Annotated in this window: 20 protein-coding genes; 7 read left to right on the top strand and 13 right to left on the bottom strand. The window is 66.5% G+C overall.

Going from position 1 to position 25,173, the window contains the following annotated elements:
• Positions 1 to 34: 34 nt before the first annotated feature.
• The gene (locus AC3G2C_RS08560; protein WP_488384202.1) at positions 35 to 1,393 is read left to right on the top strand and encodes a 3-oxoacid CoA-transferase; all 1,359 of its coding nucleotides are present in this window, start codon (positions 35 to 37) and stop codon (positions 1,391 to 1,393) included.
• A 138-nt stretch (positions 1,394 to 1,531) separates the two neighbouring features.
• Here AC3G2C_RS08560 and AC3G2C_RS08555 read toward each other — a convergent pair whose 3' ends face one another.
• From AC3G2C_RS08555 to AC3G2C_RS08545, 3 genes are all read right to left on the bottom strand, one after another.
• Positions 1,532 to 2,515, bottom strand: coding sequence for a sensor histidine kinase (locus AC3G2C_RS08555; protein ID WP_488384201.1), 984 nt, complete (start codon positions 2,513 to 2,515; stop codon positions 1,532 to 1,534).
• A gap of 22 nt (positions 2,516 to 2,537) precedes the next feature.
• Entirely contained in the window at positions 2,538 to 3,269 is a 732-nt protein-coding gene (locus AC3G2C_RS08550) for a response regulator transcription factor (protein ID WP_488384200.1), read from the bottom strand.
• A gap of 110 nt (positions 3,270 to 3,379) precedes the next feature.
• Positions 3,380 to 4,006 carry an arylesterase gene (locus AC3G2C_RS08545; protein ID WP_488384199.1) on the bottom strand — a complete coding sequence of 209 codons (627 nt, stop codon included), beginning with the start codon at positions 4,004 to 4,006 and terminating at the stop codon, positions 3,380 to 3,382.
• On the opposite strand from AC3G2C_RS08545, the gene AC3G2C_RS08540 reads away from it, so the two are divergent.
• Genes AC3G2C_RS08540 through AC3G2C_RS08530 form a run of 3 tightly spaced genes read left to right on the top strand, consistent with a single transcriptional unit; the run spans position 4,005 to position 8,349 of the window.
• Positions 4,005 to 4,730, top strand: a complete 726-nt coding sequence (locus tag AC3G2C_RS08540) for an ABC transporter ATP-binding protein (RefSeq protein ID WP_488384198.1) — start codon at positions 4,005 to 4,007, stop codon at positions 4,728 to 4,730. The genes AC3G2C_RS08545 and AC3G2C_RS08540 overlap by 2 nt on opposite strands.
• 13 nt (positions 4,731 to 4,743) lie before the next feature.
• Positions 4,744 to 7,227, top strand: coding sequence for an ABC transporter permease (locus AC3G2C_RS08535; protein WP_488384197.1), 2,484 nt, complete (start codon positions 4,744 to 4,746; stop codon positions 7,225 to 7,227).
• A 9-nt stretch (positions 7,228 to 7,236) separates the two neighbouring features.
• The gene (locus AC3G2C_RS08530; RefSeq protein WP_488384283.1) at positions 7,237 to 8,349 is read left to right on the top strand and encodes an SLC13 family permease; all 1,113 of its coding nucleotides are present in this window, start codon (positions 7,237 to 7,239) and stop codon (positions 8,347 to 8,349) included.
• Positions 8,350 to 8,358: 9 nt separating this feature from the next.
• Here the strand turns inward: AC3G2C_RS08530 and AC3G2C_RS08525 are convergent, their stop codons facing one another.
• Positions 8,359 to 9,135, bottom strand: a complete 777-nt coding sequence (locus AC3G2C_RS08525; protein ID WP_488384196.1) for a DUF4097 family beta strand repeat-containing protein — start codon at positions 9,133 to 9,135, stop codon at positions 8,359 to 8,361.
• Between the two features lie 146 nt (positions 9,136 to 9,281).
• Between AC3G2C_RS08525 and AC3G2C_RS08520 the strand changes: the two genes are divergently transcribed.
• Positions 9,282 to 9,827: a hypothetical protein gene (locus AC3G2C_RS08520; protein ID WP_488384195.1), complete on the top strand. Its 546-nt coding sequence runs from the start codon at positions 9,282 to 9,284 to the stop codon at positions 9,825 to 9,827.
• A 302-nt stretch (positions 9,828 to 10,129) separates the two neighbouring features.
• Here the strand turns inward: AC3G2C_RS08520 and mazG are convergent, their stop codons facing one another.
• The 5 genes from mazG to gspN are packed head-to-tail and all read right to left on the bottom strand — an operon-like array spanning position 10,130 to position 13,903.
• Complete coding sequence (mazG, locus tag AC3G2C_RS08515) at positions 10,130 to 10,945, bottom strand: nucleoside triphosphate pyrophosphohydrolase (protein WP_488384194.1); 816 nt, start codon at positions 10,943 to 10,945, stop codon at positions 10,130 to 10,132.
• Entirely contained in the window at positions 10,942 to 11,769 is an 828-nt protein-coding gene (gene cysQ / locus AC3G2C_RS08510; RefSeq protein WP_488384193.1) for a 3'(2'),5'-bisphosphate nucleotidase CysQ, read from the bottom strand. Before cysQ ends, mazG begins: the two co-directional genes overlap by 4 nt.
• Entirely contained in the window at positions 11,766 to 12,323 is a 558-nt protein-coding gene (gene nudE, locus AC3G2C_RS08505; RefSeq protein WP_488384192.1) for an ADP compounds hydrolase NudE, read from the bottom strand. Before nudE ends, cysQ begins: the two co-directional genes overlap by 4 nt.
• 9 nt (positions 12,324 to 12,332) lie before the next feature.
• Positions 12,333 to 13,121 (bottom strand): inositol monophosphatase family protein, encoded by a 789-nt coding sequence (locus tag AC3G2C_RS08500; protein ID WP_488384191.1) that lies wholly within the window; start codon positions 13,119 to 13,121, stop codon positions 12,333 to 12,335.
• Positions 13,118 to 13,903 carry a type II secretion system protein N gene (gene gspN, locus AC3G2C_RS08495; protein ID WP_488384190.1) on the bottom strand — a complete coding sequence of 262 codons (786 nt, stop codon included), beginning with the start codon at positions 13,901 to 13,903 and terminating at the stop codon, positions 13,118 to 13,120. The genes AC3G2C_RS08500 and gspN overlap by 4 nt, the downstream gene beginning before the upstream one ends.
• Positions 13,904 to 13,965: 62 nt before the next feature.
• On the opposite strand from gspN, the gene AC3G2C_RS08490 reads away from it, so the two are divergent.
• Positions 13,966 to 15,327, top strand: coding sequence for an adenosylmethionine--8-amino-7-oxononanoate transaminase (locus tag AC3G2C_RS08490; RefSeq protein ID WP_488384189.1), 1,362 nt, complete (start codon positions 13,966 to 13,968; stop codon positions 15,325 to 15,327).
• 9 nt (positions 15,328 to 15,336) lie between these two features.
• Here the strand turns inward: AC3G2C_RS08490 and AC3G2C_RS08485 are convergent, their stop codons facing one another.
• Positions 15,337 to 15,699, bottom strand: coding sequence for a hypothetical protein (locus tag AC3G2C_RS08485; protein ID WP_488384188.1), 363 nt, complete (start codon positions 15,697 to 15,699; stop codon positions 15,337 to 15,339).
• A 170-nt stretch (positions 15,700 to 15,869) separates the two neighbouring features.
• Here AC3G2C_RS08485 and AC3G2C_RS08480 point away from each other — a divergent pair, with 170 nt between their 5' ends.
• Positions 15,870 to 16,604, top strand: coding sequence for a 16S rRNA (uracil(1498)-N(3))-methyltransferase (locus AC3G2C_RS08480; protein ID WP_488384187.1), 735 nt, complete (start codon positions 15,870 to 15,872; stop codon positions 16,602 to 16,604).
• Positions 16,605 to 16,620: 16 nt separating this feature from the next.
• Here the strand turns inward: AC3G2C_RS08480 and AC3G2C_RS08475 are convergent, their stop codons facing one another.
• Genes AC3G2C_RS08475 through AC3G2C_RS08465 form a run of 3 tightly spaced genes read right to left on the bottom strand, consistent with a single transcriptional unit; the run spans position 16,621 to position 25,107 of the window.
• Positions 16,621 to 17,097, bottom strand: coding sequence for a chemotaxis protein CheW (locus AC3G2C_RS08475; RefSeq protein WP_488384186.1), 477 nt, complete (start codon positions 17,095 to 17,097; stop codon positions 16,621 to 16,623).
• On the bottom strand, positions 17,094 to 18,845 hold the full coding sequence (locus tag AC3G2C_RS08470) for a chemotaxis protein CheB (protein ID WP_488384185.1): 1,752 nt from the start codon (positions 18,843 to 18,845) through the stop codon (positions 17,094 to 17,096). The genes AC3G2C_RS08475 and AC3G2C_RS08470 overlap by 4 nt, the downstream gene beginning before the upstream one ends.
• Positions 18,838 to 25,107 (bottom strand): Hpt domain-containing protein, encoded by a 6,270-nt coding sequence (locus AC3G2C_RS08465; protein ID WP_488384184.1) that lies wholly within the window; start codon positions 25,105 to 25,107, stop codon positions 18,838 to 18,840. Before AC3G2C_RS08465 ends, AC3G2C_RS08470 begins: the two co-directional genes overlap by 8 nt.
• Positions 25,108 to 25,173 lie beyond the last annotated feature (66 nt).

Here is a 25,173-nt window from a genome sequence, read left to right as displayed (position 1 = left end):
AGGCAGCTGGCTCTCCCTGTAAGAAGGCATCGCAATGGACAAGGTTTATGCAGGCGCGGCACAAGCTCTCGATGGGCTGCTGTTCGACGACATGACCATCGCCGCGGGCGGCTTCGGCCTGTGCGGCATTCCCGAGAACCTGATCGCCGCGCTGCTGGCGGCCGGCACCAAGGGGCTCACCATCGTCGGCAACAACGCCGGCGTGGATGACTTCGGCATGGGCCCGCTGCTCAAGACGCGCCAGGTCAAACGCGTGTATGCCTCCTACGTGGGCGAGAACAAGGAGTTCGAACGCCAGGTGCTGGCCGGCGAACTGGAGCTGCACCTGGTGCCGCAAGGCACGCTGGCCGAGAAGCTGCGCGCCGGCGGCGCGGGCATTCCCGGCTTCTATACCCGCACGGCCTTTGGCACCAAGCTGGCCGAGGGCAAGGAAACCAAGGTGTTCGACGGCAAGGAGTACGTGCTGGAGGAAGCCATCCACGCCGACGTCTCCATCGTCAAGGCATGGAAGGGCGATCGCCTGGGCAACCTGGTGTTCCGCAAGACCGCGCGCAACTTCAACCCCATGATCGCCACCTGCGGCAAGATCTGCGTGGCCGAAGTGGAAGAGCTGGTGGACGTGGGCACGCTCGACCCGGACAACATCCATGTGCCGGGCATCTATGTGGACCGCATCATCCAGGGTCCGTCCTACGAAAAGCGCATCGAATTCCGCACCGTGGCCGGCGCCAACACCGGCAAGGAAAGCCCGCTGCGTACTGCCATGGCCCAGCGCGCGGCGAAGGAGTTGCGTGACGGCTTCTACGTGAACCTGGGCATCGGCATTCCCACCCTGGTGGCCAACTTCATTCCGCCGGGCATGGACGTGACCCTGCAATCGGAGAACGGCCTGCTCGGCATCGGCCCGTTCCCGGACGATGCGCACGTTGACCCGGACCTGATCAACGCCGGCAAGCAGACCATCACCACCCTGCCCGGCTCCAGTTTCTTCTCCAGCGCCGAATCCTTCGCGATGATTCGCGGCGGGCATATCGACTTGTCGATCCTTGGCGGTCTGGAGGTGTCCTGCACCGGCGATCTCGCCAACTGGATGGTGCCCGGCAAGATGGTCAAGGGCCCGGGCGGCGCCATGGACCTGGTGAGCGGCGTGAAGCGCGTGGTAGTGCTGATGGAGCACACCGCGAAGGACGGCACGCCCAAGATCAAGAACGAGTGCGACCTGCCCATCACGGGCAAGGAGTGCGTGGACTTGATCATCACCGACCTGTGCGTGTTCAGCGTGGAAAAGGGCAAGGGCCTCACCCTGATCGAGCTGCACGATGGCGTGACGCTGGATGAGGTGACGTCCAAGACCGGCTGCGCTTTCGCCGTGAGCGATTCGCTGAAGGCCTGAGCCTCGACAGAGTCACTGCTGCCGTATCCCCGCATTGATGGGGATACGGCTTGTAGTGAGCACTACCGCGCAGTAAGGCCGCACTGAGGGTCCTCCCTCGCGGCCATCACTCGTTCACACCGACCTGCGCGGGTATCGTCAGCCCGGCACGAGATGCGTTTCGGGAAAGCGGATACGCGCGATATGGTGATCGCCATCGCGCGTCTGCAATTCCAGCGGCCAAGCGAAGCGTTCGCTGATGCGCTGGGCAATCGCCAGCTCAAAGCCGTGGCGATTGGTGGCACTGGCCGCCGACGTGTCCGCACGATGTGTCACCGTCACCATGCCCGGCATCACCGTCACCACCACCGTGCCACTTTCCGCCTGCTGGCAGGCATTACGGATCAGCTGCCAGCACAACACCGCGAACACGCGCGGCGAGCCGTGCAGGGTGAAGCGCGCGGGCTCATCCAGCTTCAGGTTGATCGGCCGCCCCTCCAGCATGTCCAGCACATCGGGCAGCTCGTGGCGCAGCACGTCGTTGACGACGAAGTCTTCCTCGGTGAGGCCGTTGTCCGATTCACGGGCAAGGATCAACAAGGCCTCCACCAGCGCCTCCATCTCGCGCGTGGAACGCTTGATGCGCTGCACGGAACGCTGGCCGAACTCGCCCAGCGACGGATCGTCCGCCAGCATGTCCGCCGACATCTTGATGACGGTGAGCGGGCTGCGCAGCTCATGGCTGGCGTCGCGGGTAAAGTTGCGTTCGCGCTGGTTGTAGCCGGCAATGCGGTTGGCAAAGCCGTAGAGGCTGCTAGCCAGGGTGGCGACGTCGGCGTCGGTGCGACGGGGCAACTGCTCAGGCCCCCAACCGTTGAGATCGAGCGACTGCTCGTCCCAATCGCTGACCACGCGCGCCAACTGGCTCACTGGCGCCCACTGCTTACGCGCCGCCAACCACGCCAGCATGCTGATGATGACAATGAGCAGGATCACCGCACCCACCGGTGCGATGTCGAAGTAACCCATCAGGCACACGACCACAATGGCCGTCAGCTGCAGCCCAAAAATGATCGCCAAGCGTCGATGAAACAGTCCGCGCCCCAACAACCGCGCGGACTGTGCGCTACCCCTGCTGGACATAATCAATTCATCACGTGCGCCACTACGCCGGCAGGGAGGCCGAGGCCACCTCCGATTCGAGATCGGCAAGGCGGTAACCGGCGGAATGGATGGTGTGGAGCAACGGGCGGTCGAACGGTTTGTCGATCACCCGACGCAGGTTGTAGAGATGCGAGCGCAACGTGTCCGAGTCGGGCAGCGTGTCACCCCAGATCTCGCGCTCGATATCGCGGCGACTGACCACGCGCGGCGATTCGCGCATGAGGATCGCCAGCAGCTTCAAGCCGATTGGCGATACGGTGAGCTCCTGACCACCGCGCACCAAACGCAAGGTGGCGGTATCCAGCGTCATGTCGCCCACGGTGAGCACCTCGGTGGACACCTGCCGGCGGTCGCGGCGGATGAGCGCACGAAGACGCGCCTCCAGTTCGCGCACCTCAAAGGGTTTCACCAGGTAATCATCCGCACCCGCTTCCAGACCCACCAGCTTGTCCTCCAGCGTGTCGCGGGCGGTCAGCATGAGCACGGGTGTGGATTTCTTGGCATCGCGGCGCAGCTTGCGGCAAACGTCCAGGCCATCCATGCCCGGCAGCATCAGGTCCAGCACCACCACGTCGTAACTGTTGGAAACGGCCAGATGGAGGCCGCTAACGCCATCGGCGGCGTAATCCACCGAGTAACCGCGCCGCTCCAGGAACTCCCCTACCATCTCTGCGATCTGGCGGTTGTCCTCGACCAGAAGAATCAGTCCTGCCTGTTCGTCTCGAGAGCTCATCCCTACCTCCAGAAGCTGACTTCACAAAGGTGAACAGCTAACGACCCACATCGTGAGGATCGCGTGAAATTTCACGACCGGATTCACGATGGGTTGGGGCGATATTCACGCTAGTGCAACAGTGGCTGCAAGCCCTTCCACACGGTATCGAGCACTTTGGGTTGCGCGGAGGCCACCGGGTGCAGCCCATCGGCCTGCATCAGCTCCGGCTTGAGTGCCACGCCATCGAGCAGAAAGGGCACCAGGGCGGCTTTCTTGTCCCGCGCCAGGTCGGCATAGACGGCGCGCAGACCGTCCCGATACTGCGGCCCATAGTTCACCGGCAATTCGATACCCACCAGCAGCACGCGCACCTTGCGTTGCTGCGCCACGCTGACCATGGCCGCCAGGTTGTCGTGCAGCGCCGGCAGCGGCAGCCCGCGCAAGCCGTCATTGGCGCCCAGCTCGATCACCAGAACGGCCGGCCGGGTCTTGTCCAGCAGCTCGGGCAGCCGGTTGCGCCCGCTCAGCGAGGTTTCTCCGCTGATACTGGCATTGACCACCGCCCAGGGCGGCTCCATCTTGGCAAGACGATCCCCCAGCAGGCTTACCCAGCCCGCAGCGACGGGGATGTTGTGCGCGGCCGAGAGCGAGTCGCCCAGCACCAGTACGGTTTTCGGCGTAGCCGCCTGGGCGGTACCGAAGGCGCCCCACAAGACCCAGGCCAGTACCACCGGCCAGCACAGGAAACGACGCATGAGTGGCAATGCCTCCGCTTTATCCAGCCATGTACTTTTGAATGCGGTCGATGTTAGCAAGTCCGTGCAAGGGCCCGAGGGGCGGCTGGACATCCTCAGCGGCGTGTCGTTGCAGGTGCATGAGGGGGAGAGCTTCGCCATCGTGGGTGCGTCCGGCTCGGGCAAGACCACCCTGCTCGGGCTGCTGGCAGGGCTGGATACGCCCAGCCAGGGCCATATCGCGCTGGACGGCCACGCGCTGGAAAGCCTGGACGAGGAAGCGCGCGCCGACCTTCGGCGGCGGTTGGTGGGGTTCGTGTTTCAGTCCTTCCACTTGCTGCCGGCCCTCACCGCCGAGGAAAACGTAATGCTGCCGCTGGAGCTGGAAGGGCGCGACGATGCGCGCGCCCGCGCCCGCGAAGCCCTGGAGGCGGTCGAGCTGTCCGCGCGCCGCCGCCATTACCCGGCGCAACTATCAGGTGGCGAACAACAACGCGTCGCCATCGCACGCGCCTTCGTGCACAGCCCGCGCCTGCTGTTTGCGGACGAGCCCACCGGCAACCTGGACCAACGCACCGGCCACCACATCAGCGACCTGATGTTCGCGCTCAACCACGACCATCGCACCACCCTGGTATTGGTCACCCACGACCCCAGGCTGGCCGCGCGCTGCACGCGCCAGGTGGAGCTGGACAACGGCCGCGTACTGGCTGCCTCCGCTTCGCGCAGCCTTGCCACGCCGTGACGGAGACGCAGCCATGAAACTGTTGCGACTGTCGCTGCGCAGCCTGCGCCGCGAATGGCATCTGCCCGAGCTGCGCACCCTGGCCGCCTCGTTGGTGCTGGCCGTGGTGGCGCTGGGCGTGGTGGCCACACTGGCCGCGCGCATGGAACGTGGCGTGCTGGCCAGCGCGGCCGAGCTGATCGGCGGCGACCTCGGCATCGGCTCTCCGCAGGCACTGCCCGCAAGCTACGCCCAGGCGGCCACCTCGCGCGGTTTGCATGCCACGCGTGGCGCAAGCTTCCCCAGTGTGGCCTTCGCCCACGAGCAGAGCCAGCTGCTGGATGTGCTGGTCACCGATGGCAGCTACCCGCTGCGCGGCACGCTAGAGCTGCGCGACACCGCGCATCCAGACGTCATCGGGCATGGCCCGCCGCCCGGCATGGTGTATCTCGATCACCGTGCGCTGGTGGCGTTGGGCCTGCAATTGGGTGATCACGTGCAGCTTGGCGGACGCGATCTGCGCGTCGCCGCCGAACTGCTGCGCTTGCCGGATGGCGGCGAACTGGTCGCCATGGCCCCGCGCGCACTGATGAACATCACCGATGCCGAACAAGCGGGCTTGCTCGGCGTGGGCAGCCGTGCCCGCCATCGCTTGCTGGTAGCCGGCGAGCCCGCCGCCGTGCAGGACTGGCGCGACTGGCTGGGCGCCCAGACCCTGCCGCAAGGCGCCGAGCTGATCACGCCCGAACAGACGCAGGAGCGCATGCGCAGCGCCTTCGACCGCGCCAGCGCGTTTCTGCGCCTCACCGCCCTGTTGTCCGCCCTGCTCGCCGGCGTCGCCATCGCCTTGGCCGCGCAACGCTATGCACGCCGCAAGACCCACGAGGTCGCCTTGCTGCGCGCGCTGGGCACGCCGCGGCGGCAGGTGCTGGGGTTGCTGGTGAACACGCTGGGCCTGCTGGCCGTGCCCGCGGTTACGCTGGGCGCCCTGCTGGCCCTGGCGCTGGCGCAAGTCACCTGGCATTTCGCCAGCAGCCTGTTCAACAGCATTCCCACCACCCTGCCCTGGACACCCGCGTTAGCGGCGGCATTGATGGGCCTGGCGGTGCTGGCCGGTTTCGCGCTGCCGCCCCTGGCGCGCCTTGCCGAGGTGCCGCCCGTGGCGGTGTTTCGTGAAAGCGCGGCGCGCCGCGTGCGTCGATTCGACGTGCTCTATCTGGTACCGGCGGTGGTGGCGCTGCTGTTGATCTGGAGCCAGAGCGGCTCGGCCAAGCTGGCCGGCATCCTCGCGGCGAGCCTGCTCGGCGTGGCCGTGGTGGCAGCGCTGCTGTCGGCGTTGCTGCTGTGGATTGCCCGACGCGTTGCGCCAGGTGCACACCCTGCCCTGCGCCTGGGGCTGGCTGCCCTGGCGCGCCGACGCGGCATGAGCCTGGTGCAGGCCACCGCGCTCAGCCTCGGGCTGGTGGCCTTGCTGCTGCTGGCTATCGTGGCGCCGGCCCTGCTGGAAGGCTGGCGGCGCGAACTGCCGGCCGACACGCCGAACTGGTTCGTGCTCAATCTGCAGGACGATCAACGCGCCGGCTTCGAAAAGGCACTCGTCGACATGGGCGGGCAGAAGCTCAACATGCTGCCGCTGGCCGTGGGCAAGCTCACCGCCATCAACGGGCACCCCATCGACCAACGGCAGTTCAAGGACGAGCGCGCCAAGGATTGGGCCGACCGCCAACTGCGCCTTTCCTGGGCCGATGAACTGCCGCCCAGCAACCAGGTGATCGCCGGGCGCTGGGCCGGTGCACGGCCTGCGCAGGCCGAGGTATCGGTGGACACCATGTGGCGCGACATGTTTGCGCTGAAGGTGGGCGACACCCTGAGCTTCGATATCGGCGAAGGCCGCATCGACGCGCGTGTCGGCAGCGTAAGGCGTGTGGACTGGACCTCGTTCCGGGTGAACTTCTTCCTGCTGTTCGACCCCGCCCACGCGAACCAGCTACCGCATACGTGGATCGCCAGCTTCTACCTGCCGCGAGGACACACCGAGGCGCTGGCGCAGCTGTCGCGCGACTACAGCAACCTCAGCCTGATCGACGTGGACGCCATGCTCGACCGCGTGCGCGACATCGTGAACCAGGTGAGCGGCGCTGTGCGCTGGGTGCTCGGCTTCAGCCTGCTGGCCGGCGCGCTCGTGCTGGCTGCGGCACTGGCCGCTAGCGCGCAGGAGCGCCGCCACGAAGCTGCCCTGCTGCGCACGCTCGGCGCCCGCCGCAGCCAGTTGCGCGCTGCGGCGGCCTGCGAGTTCGCGCTGCTGGGGCTGGTCGCGGGCCTCACCGCCGCGCTCGGTGCCGCGGGCACCGGCATGTGGCTGGGGCACAGCATTTTCCATATCGAGCATTTCGTACCGCCATTGCTGCCCTTGCTGTTGGCCGCGTTGGTCGCCGCCATGGTGGTGATGTTGCTTGGCCTGGCCGGTACACGGCGCGTGAGCCGCACCTCGCCGATGCGCCTACTGAGGGAGAACTGAGTGTCGTCCATGCCCCGCTGGGTCAAACGCCTGGCCCACGAGCGCCTATTGCTCGGCTTCGCCCTGCTCGCCATGGTGCTGGCCGTGGCCGACCCACATGCGTGGAGCGATCACCAGCGCTGGCTGCAATTGCCCACGCTGGCCGGCTTGCTCGGCTTGATGATCTGCATCCAAGGTATCCGCGAGAGCGGGCTGGTGCAGCACGCAGCGGGTGCGCTGGTGGAACGCGCGCACTCGTTGCGCGGGCTGGGCTTGCTGCTGGTCAGCATCACCGCCGTGTTGTCGATGGTGCTGACCAATGACGTGAGCTTGTTCCTGATGGTGCCGCTCACCCTTGCCATAGGCAGCATCTCCAATCTGCCGGTGATGCGCATGGTGATACTGGAGGCCCTGGCGGTGAACGCCGGCTCCACGCTCAGCCCGATCGGCAACCCGCAGAATCTCCTGCTGTGGCAGTACGACCACCTGCCCTTCCTTGGCTTTGTGCGCGCGCTGCTGCCCACCTTTGCCACCATGTTCGTGCTGGTGGCCGCCCTTGCGCTGGTGTGGATGCCGCGTGGGCGCGTGGTGCTGCACGCCAAGGATATCGATGGCCACCCGGTGTCCACCGTGCAGGCGCTGCTGTCCATCGGCGCGCTTGCCAGCATGGTGGTGATGATGGAGCACGGCCATGCAGTGCTTGGCGCCGTACTGCTGCTGGTGCCGCTGGTGTTGCTGGACTGGCGCCTGCTGGCGCGCCTGGATTGGCTGCTGTTGCTGACATTCGCGGCGATCTTCCTGGGGCTGGGCCATTTCGCCGAGCTTGCCCAGGTGCAGCACGCGCTAGAGCGCTTGGACTTGGAGCAGCCGCTGACGCTTTATCTCACCGGCATCCTTACCTCGCAGGTGATCAGCAACGTGCCGGCGACGGTGCTGCTGTTGCGACACGCGCCCGATGCAACTGCCCTGGCCATTGCGGTGAATGTGGGCGGCTTTGGCGTAGCCATCGGCTCCCTCGCCAATCTCATCGCGTTGCGCCTGGCCAAGCAGCCACACGGCATGCGCCAGCTGCATGCCGTGTCCATCCCGTTCCTGCTGGTATGCGCGCCCCTGGTGTACCTGGTGTGCCGCTGGCTGGGCTGAGCTTAACGATCAGTCGTCGTCGCGATCGCGCGGTACGTTGACCTTGCCCTGCACGCCGGAGTGGCTGATGTCACCGCTACCCTTGGCGCCAACGGTAAAGTCGCCGCGCACGTCGCGCACACGCAGGTCGCCGGAGCCGAGCGTATCCACGCGCACGCTGCCGCCGACCTGGGCGATAGTGACGTCACCCGAACCGATGCTGCCCACATGGGCGTCGCCGCTGACGCCGTGTACCTTGATGTCGCCCGAGCCAATAGAGCCGATGTTCAGGCTACCCACGTCGTTTACGTCCAGGTCGCCCGAGCCCATGCTCGCGGAGAACGCGCCGCTGATCTTGCTGATGTGCACATCGCCCGAGCCGATCTGGCTCTGCAGATTGCGCATGCCGGTGGCCCAGGCGTCGCCCGAGCCCACGTTGAGCTGCACCGGCATCTGTGCCGGCAACTGCAAGTTGAGCTTGAGGTCGGTGTAGGTATGCCCGAAGAAGGTGAACGAGGCATGGTTGCGAGCACCCGCCTCGACAATCAGGCGGTCGCCTTCGCGACGCTGGGTCACCACCAGATCATCCAACAGCTTGGGGTCGGACGCGCAAGCGCGACCAGTAACGCTGCCGCCGTTGGCGCCCTCCGTACCGGTGAGGTGCAGCTCGTGACTGTGCAGCTCCACCTGCACGGTGCGCACGCCCGCCAGATCGAGAGTGAGGTTACGCGGCGCCTCGTACTTGCACTCGTCGGCAAGCGCGGCAAGGGGAAGCAGCAACACGGTGGCAAGCAGGATACGGCGCATGGGTTCACTCCTCGGGTCAACAGACATCCAGTGAGATGGCTAGTGTCGCCGAAAGGTTGAAATGCCTTACGCATGACTTTCGCCACAGTCAACCTGAGCCGGTAAGGCACGTTTGAGGCAACACCACCTTGTGGAGAAGCCCCACCATGCAACGCAAGACTCTGCTCGCCACCACCCTGACCCTGCTCGTCGCCGGCTCGGCCTCCTTCGCCATTGCCCAGAGCGCCGCACCGGATGCGCCGCCTCCGCCACCCAAGGGCGCACCAGCCGGCAAGGCCCCGCCCATGATGATGGGGCGCGGCGGTGATCATGGCGGCCCGGATTTTGGACGCCCCGGCTTTGGCGGCCCAGGCTTTGGTGGCCCCGGCGCCGCAGTGATCTCGGATCTGCACGCCCTGGAGCGGCTGTACCTCGCCAGCGGCCGCGCCAAGGAACTGCCGGCGCTCTACAACGACGTGCTGGCCAAGACGCAGGACCCGCAGGTGCGCACCTACGTGTACCACCACCTCGCCCGTGCACAGGCCGCACCCGCCAATCCGGACCAGGCCATCGCCACGCTCCGCAAGAGCTTGGACGAGAACCTCGCCAACGAAGCCAAGCAGCGCGCCGAGTTCGACAAGATGCGCAGCGAGTGGGAGCAGCGCCGCAGCCAGTCCAAGCCGGCCGCACCGGCGCCGGCCACCAAGCCATAACCATAAGAGAACCCAGAGAATCGCCAGTGACGGCGTATCTCGCAAAGAGCCTGTTCACGGTCTCCGCGTGGCCCGCGCCGGGAGCGGTTTGCGCGCAGATCAAAAAAGAAGGAGGGCGTGTACGTCCGTACACAACCGAGTGATGACGCAGAGCTGGGTGCAAACCGTCCCGGCCCGCTGGGTGGCGCTGGTGAGCCCGCCAGGGAGCGGGCACACCAGCGCAACGCGGGCTACGCGGAGATCGTGAACAGGCTCTTAGGCACGGGAACCCCAGAGCCCGTGCCTCTTTTTTTGCCGCCGAGTTATTTGACGGCGGACTCTTCGCGCTTGGCCTGCTGCCAAAGCGCCTCTTGGGCGTCGAGATTCTGCTCGGCCAGTGCTTGCCCCCGCGCCGCGGCGAGTTGCTCCATGCGGCGGAAGCGACGCTCGAACTTTCCATTGGCGTGACGCAAGGCCTGGGAGAAATCCACCTTGGCGTGGCGCGCCAGGTTCACGAGCACAAACAGCACGTCGCCGATTTCATCTTGCAGGCGCTGCGGGTCGCGACCGTTGGCGAACTCGGCGCGCACTTCGGCGATTTCCTCAAGCACCTTGTCCAGCACCGGTTGTTCGTCGGGCCAGTCGAAGCCGACGCGCGCGGCGCGTTCCTGCAACTTCAACGCACGCTTCCACTCGGGAAGGCCTCGCGATACGCCCGCCAGGGCGCTGTCGTCGGGCTGCTCGCCCTTGGCGGCGCGCTCGGCGGATTTGATGTCTTCCCACGCGCGGGTCTGTGCATCGAGGTTTTCGTAGCTCTCCTCGCCGAACACATGCGGATGGCGACGCACCATCTTGTCGCTGATAGCGTGCGCCACGTCGGCGAAATCGAACAACCCTGCCTCTTTCGCCATTTGCGCGTGGAACACCACCTGCAGCAACAAGTCGCCCAGTTCATCGCGCAGGTCGCGCCAATCCTGGCGGTCGATCGCGTCGGCCACTTCGTAGGCTTCCTCGATGGTGTACGGCGCGATGGTGGCGAAGTTTTGCTGCACGTCCCACGGACAACCGTTCTGCGGGTCGCGCAGCCGGGTCATGATGGCCAGTAGATCGTCCAGGCTGTGACGCGTGCTGGTGCTCATGCGGCGTCCAAGTCGGCCGCCTGCAGGCGCGCCTTCCAATCCACCGAGGTGTCGCCCACGGCAAGAAACTCGGGGTTGAGCAGCGATTCGCCGCGGTTGTAGCGCAGGGGATGTCCCGCCAGGTCGAGCACCGCGCCGCCCGCTTCTTCCAACACGCTCTGCGCGGCGGCGGTGTCCCACTCGCTGGTGGCCCCCCGGCGCAGGTAAACGTCGGCCGCGCCACGCGCGAGCAGGCAGAACTTGAGCGAGGAGCCCAGCGGCATCGATGTGTAGTCGTCGCCAATCAATTGCTGCAGCAACACCGTGCCGGAACCGCCATGCGAACGGCTGCCCGCCACGGCAGCAGGCGCGCCAAGACTGCGCGAGCGAATGCCCTGCCACGCGGCGCCAGCACGCGCCTGCATCCAGGCGCCCTGGCCGCGCGCGGCGGCGTACAGCTCGCCGGTGACCGGCGCCAGCACCACGCCGAGCACCGGTTCGTGGTGCTCGATGAGTGCGATGTTCACCGTGAACTCGCCGTTGCGCTTGACGAACTCGCGGGTGCCGTCGAGCGGGTCCACCAGCCAGTAGCGCGGCCATTGGCTGCGCTTGGCCCAGGGCTCAGCGCGGGCCTCTTCGGAGATCACCGGCAGCACCGGATCGAGCTGGGCCAGGCCGGCGGTGATGACGCGCTGGGCGGCAAGGTCGGCGGCGGTCACCGGCGAGTGGTCGTCCTTGCGCTGCACTTCGAAATCCTCGCCGTAGATGGCCAGGATGGCTTCGCCCGCATCGCGCGCGATGACTGCCACCTGCTGCAGCAAGGAAGAAAACGGAGCATGGATCATGTGGGAGAGAACCGACCGGCGAGATATTCGCGCGCCATGAAGAGAGCGGCGATAGAGCGCCCCTCGGTGACGTCGTCGCGACCGATCAGCGTGTGCAGGTCGGCCAGTTTCCAGGGAACCACATCGAGCTCTTCCGGCTCGTCGCCTTCCAGGCGTTCGGGGTAGAGATCCTGAGCCAGCACCACGTGCGCCATATGCGTCATGTAGGAGGGCGACAACGAGAGGTTGTGCAGGATCTTCAGGTGGCGCGCGCCGTAGCCGATTTCTTCCTTCAACTCGCGATCGGCGCCCTGTTCGACGGTTTCATCGCGGTCGAGGCGGCCCTTGGGCAGGCTCAGTTCGTAGCGGCCCACGCCCGCGCCGTATTCGCGCACCAGCAGCACGGTTTCATCGTCCAGCATCGGCACGATGATCACCGCACCCAGGCCGCTGCCCTTGAGGCGTTCGTAGGTACGCCGTTCGCCGTTGGAAAACTCCAGGTCGAGCTGCTCGACGCGCAGGAAACTGCTGTCGTGCACATCGCGAACGGCATGAATGATGGGTGGCTTGCGCATCGGTCGATTCTACCCCTTTATCGCCTGCTGGAGCCGCGCCAACGCCAACGCATGCACCGCCGGCACGCCGGCCAGCAGGCTGCGCGTATCGAGCGTGAGCGGCTGGCCGTCCAGGTCGGTGAACACGCCGCCGGCCTCGCGCACGATCACCGCCAGGGCGGCGATATCCAGAATGTTGACGTCCGACTCCAGCACCAGGTCCAGGCTGCCGCGCGCGAGCAGGTGGTAGTGGCAGAAGTCGCCGTAGCCACGGATGCGATTGGTGTCGCGAATGAGCGCGCCCCAGGCATCCCAGCGCGCATCCTGGGTGAGTGACTTGATGTTGCCCGCCGACAGCGAGGCTTGCGCCAGCTCGGTGGTGTTAGCCACCTGCACGCGCTCGCCCTCGAACCAGGCGCCGCCGCCGGCGCTGGCCCACATGGTTTCGCCGTAGATGGGCGCGCTGGAAACGCCCACCACCAACTCGCCGCGATACATCAGCGCGATTTGCGTAGAGAAAAACGGCGTGCGACGCACGAAGCTCTTGGTGCCGTCGAGCGGGTCGACCATCCACAGCAGCTCATGCTCCTGCTCGTCGCGCCCAAACTCCTCGCCATAGATGGAAGCCTCCGGCAAGGCTTTTTGCAGAATGGCGCGAATGGCCAGCTCGGCCTCGCGATCGGCCACGGTGACGGGCGTGTCGTCGCTTTTGATTTCCACCGCCACACCGCGATGCCAATAGTGCTTGATCACCTCGGCTGCGGCCTGCGCCGCTTCGCGCGCGGCCTGCACCGCGTGCGACCACTCTCCCTGATTCATGGCGTTCCTCCTGGCAAGGCAGCCGCCAAGCCGCCGCTGTAATGGATATGGGTCATGCCCTGGGCATCGGTGGTGCCCAGGCCTTGCAGCCAGCGCTGCACGGGCGAGCCAGGCTCGCGCGCTTGCGCTTGGGCGACGAAACGACGCGCCAGCGGGCTCAGTTGCAGTTGTCCGTCGATATGCAGCGGGCCTTGGCCATCATCCTGCAGATGCCCTTCGATGACGCCGTTGCCCGCGCGTAGCTGCATGTGCAGGTTGCCCAGTGCCAGTTCGCCGCGACGCGGTGCGTTCAAAATCGCGTCCTGCCAGTGCAGCTGGGCATCCAGGCTCAATGGCCAGCCGCCATGCAGTTGCACGTCGCGTGCGCTCACCTGCACCACGCCGCCGGGCTGGCCCAGGGGCAAGGCAAGGGAGTGCCCAAACAAGGCGAGATCAGCGCGCATTTGGACGTCTGTCCAGTGCGCATCACTGCCACTGCGCCCGTTCATGCGGCCGGAGAAATCCACGCGTGGGCCCTGCAGGTTTACCTGCAGTTGTTGCTCGCCCCACAAGGCGCTGCGCGACAGTTGCCAACTCACCCGCCCCAGGTTCTCGCCGCGCGGCGAGAGCACCTGGCCGGCTTGTCCATCCCACACGGAGCCGCTCACGGCCTGCAGACGCAGGCCGTTCATACGCGGGGCCAACCAGGGCAGGGCCCAGCGCGCGGGCAGGAAACACACCACGATCAGGCCAATGGCCAACAGGGCCAACAGGCCGGCCCATGCAGTACGCCAATGCTTCAAACCGGCTCCCGGAGAGGTTGCAAGACTTGAGCGGGCACGCTCGAAACCCCGATCATAGCCGGATGAACACCCTCCCCGCTGCCGACGCGCTGGTGCGTCGCGATCTGAGCCATCTGTGGCACCCCTGCACGCAGATGCACGACCACGAAACCGTACCCATGGTGCCCATCGCCCGCGGCGAAGGCGCCTGGCTCATTGGCACCGACGGGCGCCGCTACCTGGACGGCATCAGCTCGTGGTGGACCAACCTGTTTGGCCACGCCAACCCCCGCATTGCCGCTGCGCTGGCCGACCAGGCCCGCACGCTGGAACACGTGATCTTCGCCGGCTTCACCCACGAGCCCGCGGTGGCGCTGGCTGAAGCCCTGGTGGCCGCCACGCCGCCGGGCCTGGAGCGCGTGTTCTACGCGGACAACGGCTCGGCCGCCATTGAGGTGGCGCTGAAGATGAGCTTCCACTATTGGCTCAACCAGGGGCATGGCGAAAAGACCCGCTTTATCGCGCTGACGGGCAGTTATCACGGCGAAACGCTGGGCGCGCTCTCGGTGAGCGACGTGGCGCTGTACCGCAAGACGTACGCGCCGCTGTTGCTCACGCCGATCCTGGCACCCTCGCCCGACACCTACGTAGCCGAGCCCGGCGAAAGCGCGTCCCAGGTGGCCCAGCGACGCCTGGGCGAACTGCGTGCGGTGCTGGAACAGCACGCGCATGAGGTGTGCGCAGTGATCGTGGAGCCGCTGGTGCAGTGCGCGGGCGGCATGCGCATGTATCACCCCGATTACCTCACGGGGCTGCGCGCGCTGTGCAATGAATTCCAGGTGCATTTCATCGCCGATGAGATCGCCGTGGGTTTCGGCCGCACCGGCACGCTGTTCGCCTGCGAACAGGCGCAGGTAACGCCCGATTTCATGTGCCTGTCCAAGGGACTCACGGGCGGCTTCCTGCCGCTGTCGGCGGTGTTGACCACCACGGCGGTGTACGAGGCCTTCTATGCCGAGTACAGCGCCGGCAAAGCCTTTCTCCACTCGCACAGTTACACCGGCAATCCGCTGGCCTGCCGCGTGGCGCTGGAAACGCTGGCCATCTTCCGCGACGAACCGGTGTTGGCGCGCAACCGGGAATTGTCCGCACACCTGGCGCGGCGCCTGGCGCCGCTACGCGATCATCCGCACGTGGCGGACGTACGCCAGACCGGCATGATCGCCGCGGTGGAGCTGGTGGCCGACAAGGCCACGCGACGCGCTTTCCCCGCCGCAGAACGCCGCGGCCTGCGCGTCTTTTTGCACGGGCTAGCCAACGAAGCGCTGCTGCGCCCGCTGGGCGACATCATCTACTTCATGCCGCCCTACGTGGTGACCACGGCGGAGCTCGACCATCTGGTGGACACCGCCATCCAGGGTATCGAGCGCGCCGTGAGCACCTGAGCCCTGACCTCAGTGACCGCCCGAGACGGTGACGCTGGGGTCGAGCTGACGCAAAGCCGGCCCCAGGGTGGGCGAGCCGGTGCGCTGGATATCGTCGCGGCTGTAGCTGCGCCCCGGCACCGGCAGGCATCCGCCGTGCTTGGCCGGAATCATGCTGCCGGTATTGCGAATGCAGTTGGGATCACCCGGCTTGGGCGGGGTCGCCGCCTTTTGCGTTGGCGCCGTGGTATTGGCCTGCGGCGTATCCTGGAAGGCGTGCATGCTGCTGTCGCCCTGCGTGGGCGGCGGCGTGGATTGCTGGGCCAGCGCCAGCGGGCTGGCACCCAGGACCATCAGCAAGGCCAGCAAAGGTTTGTTGATCGAGCGAATCATCTTCCACCTCCTGCGGATCAGTGGGTTAGCCTCATCATGCTGCGCCGGTGCCGAACGCGAGGCAAATGGATCGTGGTGACCCCTGCCCTGTTCCGTCTGGTCGCGAGAACCGTGGGACGCTTCCCGCCGGTCCGTTATGCTTTACCTCTTACCCCGCTATAGAACGCTTCATGCGCACCATCCGCATACATGTCGAGCATCCCCTGATCGTGGGCCAGGAGCTGGCGCTACCGGCGCAGGCCGGGGAGCACGTGGCGCGCGTGTTGCGGCTCACGGTCGGTGATCCGATCACTTTGTTCAACGGCGACGGCCACGACTACCCCGCTCAGATCCAGGCCGTGGGCAAGCGCGACGTGCAAGTGCGGGTCCTCTCGGCGCAAGCGATCGGCAATGAATCGCCCTTGCCGCTCACCCTGGCCCAGGGCGTGGCGCGCGGCGAGAAGATGGACCTGATCGTGCAGAAGGCCACGGAGCTTGGCGTGGCGCGCATCGTGCCGCTGCTGACCGAGCGATCCGAGGTGAAACTGGATCCGGCAAGGGCGGAGAAACGCTTGGCCCACTGGCGCGCCGTGGCGGCGAGCGCCTGCGAACAGAGTGGCCGCGCCCGTGTGCCGGATATTGCCCCGGCCGTGGCCCTGCCCGCCTGGCTGGGTAGCCTCTCCGACGACGGCGCGCTGCGGCTCGCCCTGCTGCCCGAAGGCACGCAACGGGCCGGCGCTCTGCGCTTTGGCCCTGCCGGTGGCGTGCTGGTGGTGGGCCCGGAAGGCGGCCTGGGCGTGCGCGACACCTCGGCACTGGCCGAGGCGGGCTTTATCGGCCTGCAGTTGGGCCCTCGGATTCTTCGTACGGAAACCGCTGGCCTGGCGGCCCTGGCGGCACTACAGGCGCTGCACGGCGATCTGTGATCGCCGCCGCAGCCGCTTAGCTGGCCAGTTCGAGCAGGTCGACCAGTTCGGCCTCGATGCCTTCGAGGTCGGGAATGACCGCCACGTCGTCACGCACCAGCACCTGGGCGCGCACACCCGGCGGCAACGGTGCGCCGTCGTGGGTGGGAATGATCAGTTCCGCGTTGAGCGTGGTCAGGCGCGGGAAACCCTGCGTGATCACCGCGATGAACGGCAAGTCGGCATGACCGCTGAGCGCCTTGAGCACCGCCACGCGCACAGCCTGCTCGCTGTCGCCGTCATCGCCACCCGCCAGCGCGCTGAAGGACAGCAACGGCACGCGCCAGCCGCGCCACGCAATGCGGCCGAGCAGCCAGTGCGGCGAACCTTCCACCGGCTCGGGGGTGGGCAGCGTGATCACCTCGGCCACCGTGGCGTTGGGCAGCAGCAGACGCAGGTTGCCCACGGGCACCAGCACGCAACGAATTTCACGGGGTAGCGGTTGCTCGCTCATCGCTGGCGCTCCATCGACATCTCTTCGACCAGGCGCGCCGCAAGTTCCGCAGGCGTGCCCGAATAACTGTGCAGGTGTTCGGCTTCGATGCCGTTGACCATATCGGCGAAATGGCTCTCGTTGGAAACCTCCACCCAAACCTGGCCACCGCGATCATGGATGGCCTGGCAACCGCCGACCGCGTCGTTGGCCTGGCCAGCGAACACGATCGCCTGGGCCGAACGACCGAACACGTTGGCAGCCATGGTGAAACTGGCATCGATGGGCGAGCTTTGCACATCCAGCCCTTCCAGCGATTGCAGCTCGATGCGGCCATCGCGGTGCAGGCGTGCCTGCTGTCCATCGGGCACCACCAGCACTTCGCTCAGGCGGGCACGACCACCATGTTCGGCCACACGCACCGGCAAGGGGCTGTGCTCGCCGAGCACGTCGGCCAAGGCATGGGCCGACGTGCCGCGCAGGTGCTGGATATGCAACACGGTGAGGCGCAGATCCGCAGGCAGGTGCGACAGGAAGGCGCACACCGAATCGGCGCTGCCTGCTGCCGCACCAAGCACCAGCACGCGGCTGATCACGGCGTCGAGATCGTCCAACAGCATCTCGTGACCGCCTTCATAGGCGACAGGCGCGATGGCTTCTTCGATTGAGACCAGCTCCAGGGTCATGCCCGGTTGCAGTTCGTGATCGTGGTCGCCGCCATCCGGTGCGAGGAAGTCGGCCGCACTCAGCTTTTCGATGCCGAAATCGGCGGGCGTGGCTTTCGTCGGGGCAGCCGCCGGCGCTTCGTGCTCTTCCACCAGCGCCCAGGCAGAGGCGTTGCCGAGCAATGGCGCTTCGCTCTTGCTGGCGGTGGCGGCAGCGGCCGGCAAGAACGAATCGTCCAACGGGGTCAGCGCGAGATGATCGAGCTGGAACGACGGCATCACACGCGCCGCCTCCACCACCAATGGCTCGTCGGTCTGCTGCGCCAACTCAAACGGGGCGGGGCCACGCGTGTCGAGCGCATCCATATCGAAATGGTCGGGCGAAGGCGCGGACTCGTGCACTACCGGCTCTTCCGACGCTGCTGTCGAAAGGGCCGAGAAGTCGCCGTCATGCAGGGGCGGCAACTCGTCTTCGGCGGCGAACTTCAGGCCCGAACCGAAATCGTCATGCTCAGTCGCGGGCTCATCGGCGGCGAGCAGCGCCTCCAGCTCGGCGGCCAGCGATTCGGACTCGGCCTCCATTTCGCCTGGGGTTTCCGCGCCCGCTTCCTCACGAAACTCGCCGGCGACCCAATCTTCGCCGCCGTCGAAGAAACCTTCCGGCACCGCTTCGGCAACGGCCGGAGCCATTGGCTCGATGTCGGTGTGATCGACCTCTGGCGCTACCTCGGCCACCACCGGCGCGTGCTCCGGTCGGGGCGGATCGTAGTCGCCCTGCGCCAACACCTTCACGGCCAGATGGCGCGCCCAGCGCGCGCGGTCCCAGCCGTCCAGCTCGCGACTGGCCTGCGCATCGTTGAATACCACACGAGGCCGGTCGCCATCGATGACGTCATAGAGCCGGTCGAGATCGTCGTCCGATTCCTCGTCCAGATTCACCACCAGCACTTCCGCGCCGGTTTCGGCAAGCATGCCCTTATTCAAGGTGGACAGTGCGCCCTCGTGCACGATGAGCGCGCCGCGCTCCTTCAGTGCTTCGCGCAACTGGCCGCCCAGCTCCACGTCATCGAACAGCAGTGCGACCGCGGTTGCCGTTTCAGCCATTGAGCGACTCCAGGGCGCGCTGTTCGAGCACCTCGCTGATCTGCGCCAGCAGGTCCGCTTCCTGGTAAGGCTTGCCCAGGTAACGGTCCACGCCAATATCGAAGGCACGTTGGCGATGCTTATCGCCGGTGCGCGAAGTGATCATGATGATCGGCACGTCGCGCAGTCGCGGATCGGCCTTCATGTGCGTGGCCAGCTCGTAACCGTCCATGCGCGGCATCTCGATGTCCAGCAGCATCAGGTCGGGCACGCGCTCGTGCAGTTTCTCCAGCGCGTCCACGCCGTCCTTGGCCGTATTGACCTCGTACTCGTGGCGCTCCAGCACGCGGCCGGTGACTTTGCGCATGGTGATGGAGTCGTCCACCACCATGACCAGCGGCCGCACGCGCACCTCTTCCACCACCGGCGCCGACACCGCCGAGAGGCCAGCCTCCAGGCGCTGTTGGCGACGGGCGATACCATGGCGCACCAGCGGCGCCAGGTCGAGAATGATCAGCACGGAACCATCGCCCATGATGGTGGCGCCAAGGATGCCCGGCACGGAGCTGATCTGCGGGCCGACGGACTTCACCACGATTTCGCGCGAGCCGAGCACGGCGTCGATGCGAATGGCCGCGCGCAGGTCACCCGCACGCGTCAGCAACAGCGGCACTTGCTCTTCGTCGCCCGCATGGCTGGAGACGATGCCCAGCAGCTCGGACAAGTCGTGGATGTCGTATTGCTCGCCGCCGTAAGTGAAGGTCGGCTCTGCCGCCGCCATGCGCTCGACCAATTCGGACGGACTGATGCGGGCCACACCCTGCACCGATGTCATCGGAATGGCAAAGGTGGATTCGCCGATGCGCACCAGGATGGCCTGGGTCACCGCCAGCGTGAACGGCAGGCGCAGCACGAAGGTGGTGCCTTCGCCAGCGGTCGACTCGATCGACAGGGCGCCGCCAAGCTGCTTGATCTCGTTGGCTACCACGTCCATGCCCACGCCACGGCCGGCGAGCTGAGTCACCGTGCTCGCGGTGGAGAAGCCGGGCTGCGTGATCAGTGCCAGCACCTGGTCGTCGCTGAGCTTGGCATCGGCACGGATCAGCCCGCGCTCCAGGCCGCGCTTGCGGATGGCCTCGCGATCCAGGCCGCGGCCGTCGTCGGTCACGCGCACCACCACCTCGGTGGCTTCGCGCGCCACACGAATGCGCACCGCACCCTCTTCGGGCTTGCCGGCACGACGGCGTTCGCCGGGTGCCTCGATGCCATGGGCCACCGCGTTGCGCAGCATGTGTTCGAACGGCGCCTTGATGCGGTCGAGCAGGTTGCGATCCATTTCGCCGTGCGCGCCTTCCACGAACAACTGCGCGTTCTTGCCCTCTTCCTGGGCGGCCTGGCGCAGCGTGCGGCGAAGGTTTGGCACCATCGTGTCGAACGGCAGCATGCGCGTACGCAGCAGACCGTCCTGCAGTTCGGAGGACACGCGCGACTGCTGGATCAGCAGCGTTTCCGCCTGACGGGTCAGCTCGTCCAACATGCCCTGGATGGACACAAGGTCGGATACGGACTCGGCCAGCGCACGCGAGTACTGCTGCAACTGCGAGAAGCGGTCGAGTTCGAGCGGGTCGAACACCGAAATGCCGGCTTCGCGATGCTCGCGCTGGAAGCGCGCGATGATCTGCGCTTCGGTTTCGATTTCCATCATGCGCAGCTGGCTGCGCAGACGCTGCACCGTCTGGTCGAGTTCGACCAGGTTGAAGCGATAGCCGGCCACCTGCTGTTCGAGGCGCGAACGGTAGATCGCCACCTCGCCCGCGTGGTTCACCAGCGTGTCGAGCAGCTCAGCGCGAACACGGATCTGCTCCTGCGGCGCGGACACGGGCTCGTCGCGCTCTTCGGGCAACAGCTCGGGCAGGTTCACTCGTTCGGGGAACGGCAGCACCGTGGCGGATGCCACCTCGACAGGCGCATGGTCGGCCGTCGCAGTACCACCCTCGCCCGCCATGGCCGTGAATCGGTCGATCATTGCCTGGGGGTAAGCCACGCCTTGACCCTGCGACACGCGCTGGATCAGCCCATGCAGCGCATCGAAGCCGGACTCCAGCGCAGCGATGAGTTCGCCCACGTGGGGCGAATCCGCGTGCAGCGGTTTTTCCAGCGCCGTTTCGATGGCATGGGTAAGGTCGCCCACCGGCACCATGCCGGCGATGCGCGCGCCGCCCTTGAGCGTGTGCAGGTCGCGCTGCAGCTCGGCCACGTGTTCGATCGCCGTCGGCGCGGCACGCCACTGTGCGAGCACGCTGTCGGAATGATCCAGCAGCTCGCGGGCTTCCTCGATAAAGATCTCCAGCAAGTCGGGATCGATCTGGCTGGGCAGCAGCAGGTCTTCGCCTGCGACGACTGGCTGCTCGATGGCCGGAGCGGCCGGAGCGGCCTCCACCATTTCGGCTCCGGCGTGCGCCGGCTCCTCCGCCGTTTCCTCCTCGACCACGGGCGCGTGATCGGGGGACTCATCGGCAACAGGTGTCGGTTCAAGCGGTGCGAATACCGCGGCTTCCACCGGCTCCTGCGTGGACGGCTCATGATGAGTCGTTTCGTCGACGCTTAGATGCGAAGGCGTTTCGCGCAGCCATTCGGCGAGCGAATCATGCGACACGGTCGCGTGCTCGTCGGTCGCGCCCTCATGGCCAACGAGCGTATCCGCGGCGACTTCCGGCGCATGTGCCTCGTGGCCCATCGCGGGTTCGACGTCGAGCGCGCCAGCCTCGTGGATAGTCGTTTCTGCGGTTTCTTCATTCGGCGCTTCGGCATGCAGCGCGGCGTCGATGCTCGACGCCAGCGATTCCTCCACCGCCTCGGGTGCTTCCGATTCGGCTTCGCCGGCGATCTCGGCATGGCTCGGCGCTTCGAGGGACGGCGCTTCGTCCAACAGATCCGCGTAGGCAGCAGCAAAATCATCCGCATCGGTGGGTTGTACCGGCGCGATGGCATCGTGTGCCTCGCTACCGTGAGCAACCTCGCCCGGGGGCAGGTGCGCATCCAGATCGAACTCGCCCAGGGCCGCCAGCAGTTCGTTGGCGTAGCTGTCCATCTCGGCATCGGCCGTCGCCGGCGTGGCAGCAGCCGGGGTGGCTTCCTGCGGCTGACCGGCGACGTCGGAGAGCGCGGCGTCGAGCGAGGCGGCCAGTGCGCCTTCGTGCTCGGCGTCGTTGGCGGGCGCGGCGGTCTCTTCCAATTCGTCCGCGTGCGGCTCGAACAGCACGTGCGCCACCTGCGGCTCGGGCTGGCTGTCGCGCAGCTCGGTCAGGCGACGAATCAGGCTATCCAGATCCGGTAGCTGCGGCGACGGCGCATCGAACTGCGCCATGACGTAATCCACCGCGTCGGCACTCTGACCAAGCAGGTGCACGCCCTCGACCGACAGGGGCAGGCTGGCTGCACGCAGGCGCTTGAGCAAGCTTTCCAGCGGCGACAGCAACTGCGAGAGCAACGGAATGTCGACCATGGCGATGGCGCCATGCAGCGTATGCACGGCACGCAACAGGCCATCGTCCACGCGCAGCTCGCCGTCGACGCGGTTGATGGTGGTGCGAATGGTCTGCAGGTACTGCGCCACTTCGCTGCGCAGAATCTCCAGCAACACCGGATCGATCGGCGGTAGCACCGGCTCGTCGAACGCCTCGTGCACGACCGGCGTGGGCTCGGCGTGCGCGGTTTCGATATCGGCCAGGCTGGCGGCGGGGATGGCGGACGCATTCAGCTCCGAACGCGGCACACGGCGACGCACCATACGGCGCACCGTTTCCATGCCAACGGGCGCCATATCGGCGACGCGCGCGTCCTCCTGACCACTGGCCAGGCGCTCGGCGGTATCCATGATGGCGACGATGGGGGCGGTGACGGTGCCCTCGCCCATCAGCGCGGCGCGTAGCTGCGGCAGTGCATCCACGGCCGCACCGACCAGTGCCTGTACGCCCTCGTGCGGCGGGATCGACTGATCCAGCACGCGATTGAGCATGTTCTCGACCTTCCAGGCGAATTCGCCCAGCAGGCTGGCTCCCACCAGACGACCCGAACCCTTCAGCGTGTGGAACGAGCGGCGCACCGGCGTGAGTGCATTGAGTTGCAGCGGATCGGCCAGCCATGCGCGGCGAGCGGCATGCAGGTTGTCGATCTCCTCCTGCATTTCTTCCAGGAAGATTTCGCGAATGTCGTCATCGATGCCGGCCGTGCTGGCATGGAAGCCCGCTTCCTGCGGCATGCCGGCATTCACCGGCACGTGCTCGATGATTTCCTCTTCGATCTCGACCCAGTCGCCTTCCTCGCCCCCCACAGGCTCCTGCGGAGTGATGTGCACGGTATCGGCCAGGCGCAGGCCGGTGATTTCGTGCGGCTCCGGATGCGGGGTCTGACTGTCGCCGACGATAAGGCCGGCAAGATCATCGCCATGAGCGAGGCTGACGCTCTCGGACAATTCGGGCTGGTTGGCAAGCGCGGCGGCGAGCGCGGCGTCGGCGGCCTTGGCGATGTGCTCGGGGGCTTCGTCCAGTTCGTCCGGCTCGAACGCGCGAGCGGCCGGCGGCGGCCAGTAACCGAGCGTGCTGAGGCTGTGCTCGGCCACGTCCAGGATATGTTCGAGGCCACCGCGATGTTCGCGCGCGGCTTCCAGGTAGTACTCCAGCGCGGCCAATGCATCGGCCAGATGATCCATCTGCGCGCTACTGGGCACGCGACGATCGACCAGCAGCTCGTTGCTGACGAAACGGCCAATACCTTCGGCCAGCTCCGCCGGGCGCGGCGCCGAAAGCATGCGCATGGCACCGGCGACCTCATCCATCAGCGGACCGACATCGGCCAACTGACGCGGCTGCCAACCCGATTCCACATAGGCGACGATGGCCTCCTTCACCTTGGCGGTGTTGGCGGTAGCCTCGTGCATGAGCGTGGCGAGGATGTGGCGCGCTTCACTGCGCGGCAGCATGTTCACCGGCGTGTCGGCCGTGGGCTCTTCGTCGGCGCCCAGGCTTTCGATGTGATCGTCGAGCGAGGCTTCTACGTAGAGCAACGCACCGGCCACGTCGAGCAACAGCTCTTCGTCGGGAGCGCGCACGCGCGTGGCGATTTCATCCAGCACACGGCGCTGTTCGTTCACCACGCGGCGCGGCACGCCCAGGGCGAGCATGCCCAGGGTGTCGCCCACACGCTCGAGAATGTCGGTCTGGCTGGCCAGTTGCGCCGGATCGGCGTCGGCTTGGCGCAGGAACAGGTCGAGCGATTCCTTCACGCGCAGCAGGTCGTCCTTCAACGCCTTGGCCACAGAGTCAAGCAGCGCCCGGTTATGGCCGGACATGGAGCCGCGCGCGTGCTCCACTTCGCTGGCGTCAGGCAGCAGGTTATCCAGTGCATAGGTCTGGCGCAGCAGCTCCATGCGCGGGCTGCCCTGGCGAACCTGGCCGACCACATACAACAGCTTGTTGGCGAGCTCATCGGCATCGCCACCGCGCAGGCTGGCTTCGCCGTGCTCGATCAACTGGCGAATGCTGCGATCGACCTTGCCGATCAGTTGGCGCACATCGCCCGATTGGCTGCGCAAGGCGCCATGCTGCACGCCTTCGAGCACACCGGCGGCAATCCACCACAGGCGGCGACCAGGCACGGTGTGGCAACGGGCGGTGATGGCATCCAGGGTCTGGATCATGCCGCCGAGCTGCTGATCGTTGCCCTGACCACGGAACCACGACAACAACTGTTGCTGGAAACGAAGGCGCAGCGTGGCGATGTCGTTGCGCAGGCGCTCGGGCGACGCATCGGTCAACGGAGCGGGTGCCTGGGGCGGCAATGCCACTTCGAGGTTCGGGTTGAACAGCGCCGATTCGTGCAGCGCCTGCTTGCCACGGCTGGAACGCAGCTCGTTGAGCAGGGGCAGCAACACCACCGGCACGTCGCGATGGCCGCCGGACAGGCGCTCCAGGTAATCGGGCAGCTGCATGAGGCCACGCATCAGCGCGGCGTAGGCGTCCTCGCGGTTGGCGACATGGTCCTCCAGCAAGGAAATGGCCAACGTCTCCATTTCCTCGGTGACCATGGCCGCGCCGTAGAGCTCGACCATGCGCAGCGTGCCTTGCACCTGATGCAGGCTGTCGGCGCACGAACGCATCGCAGCCCGGTCGCCCGGGTTGTCGACGTAGGACTCCAGCGCCTCGCGGGCGAGCGCCAGCGTCTCGTCGAGCTCTGGCTTGACCCACTGCAGGGTGGTGAAATCGATATGGTCTTGAAGTCTCATGCGCCCCTCTCTGCGGCCACGTAACGGTTTGTCACGCAACCGTCGAGGTTGCCCCCTGTGAAAAAC

This window comes from Frateuria sp. sgz306004, from assembly GCF_057750885.1.
Note: the sequence above shows the minus strand (reverse complement) of the source record. Positions and strands in the feature narration are given on the sequence as shown.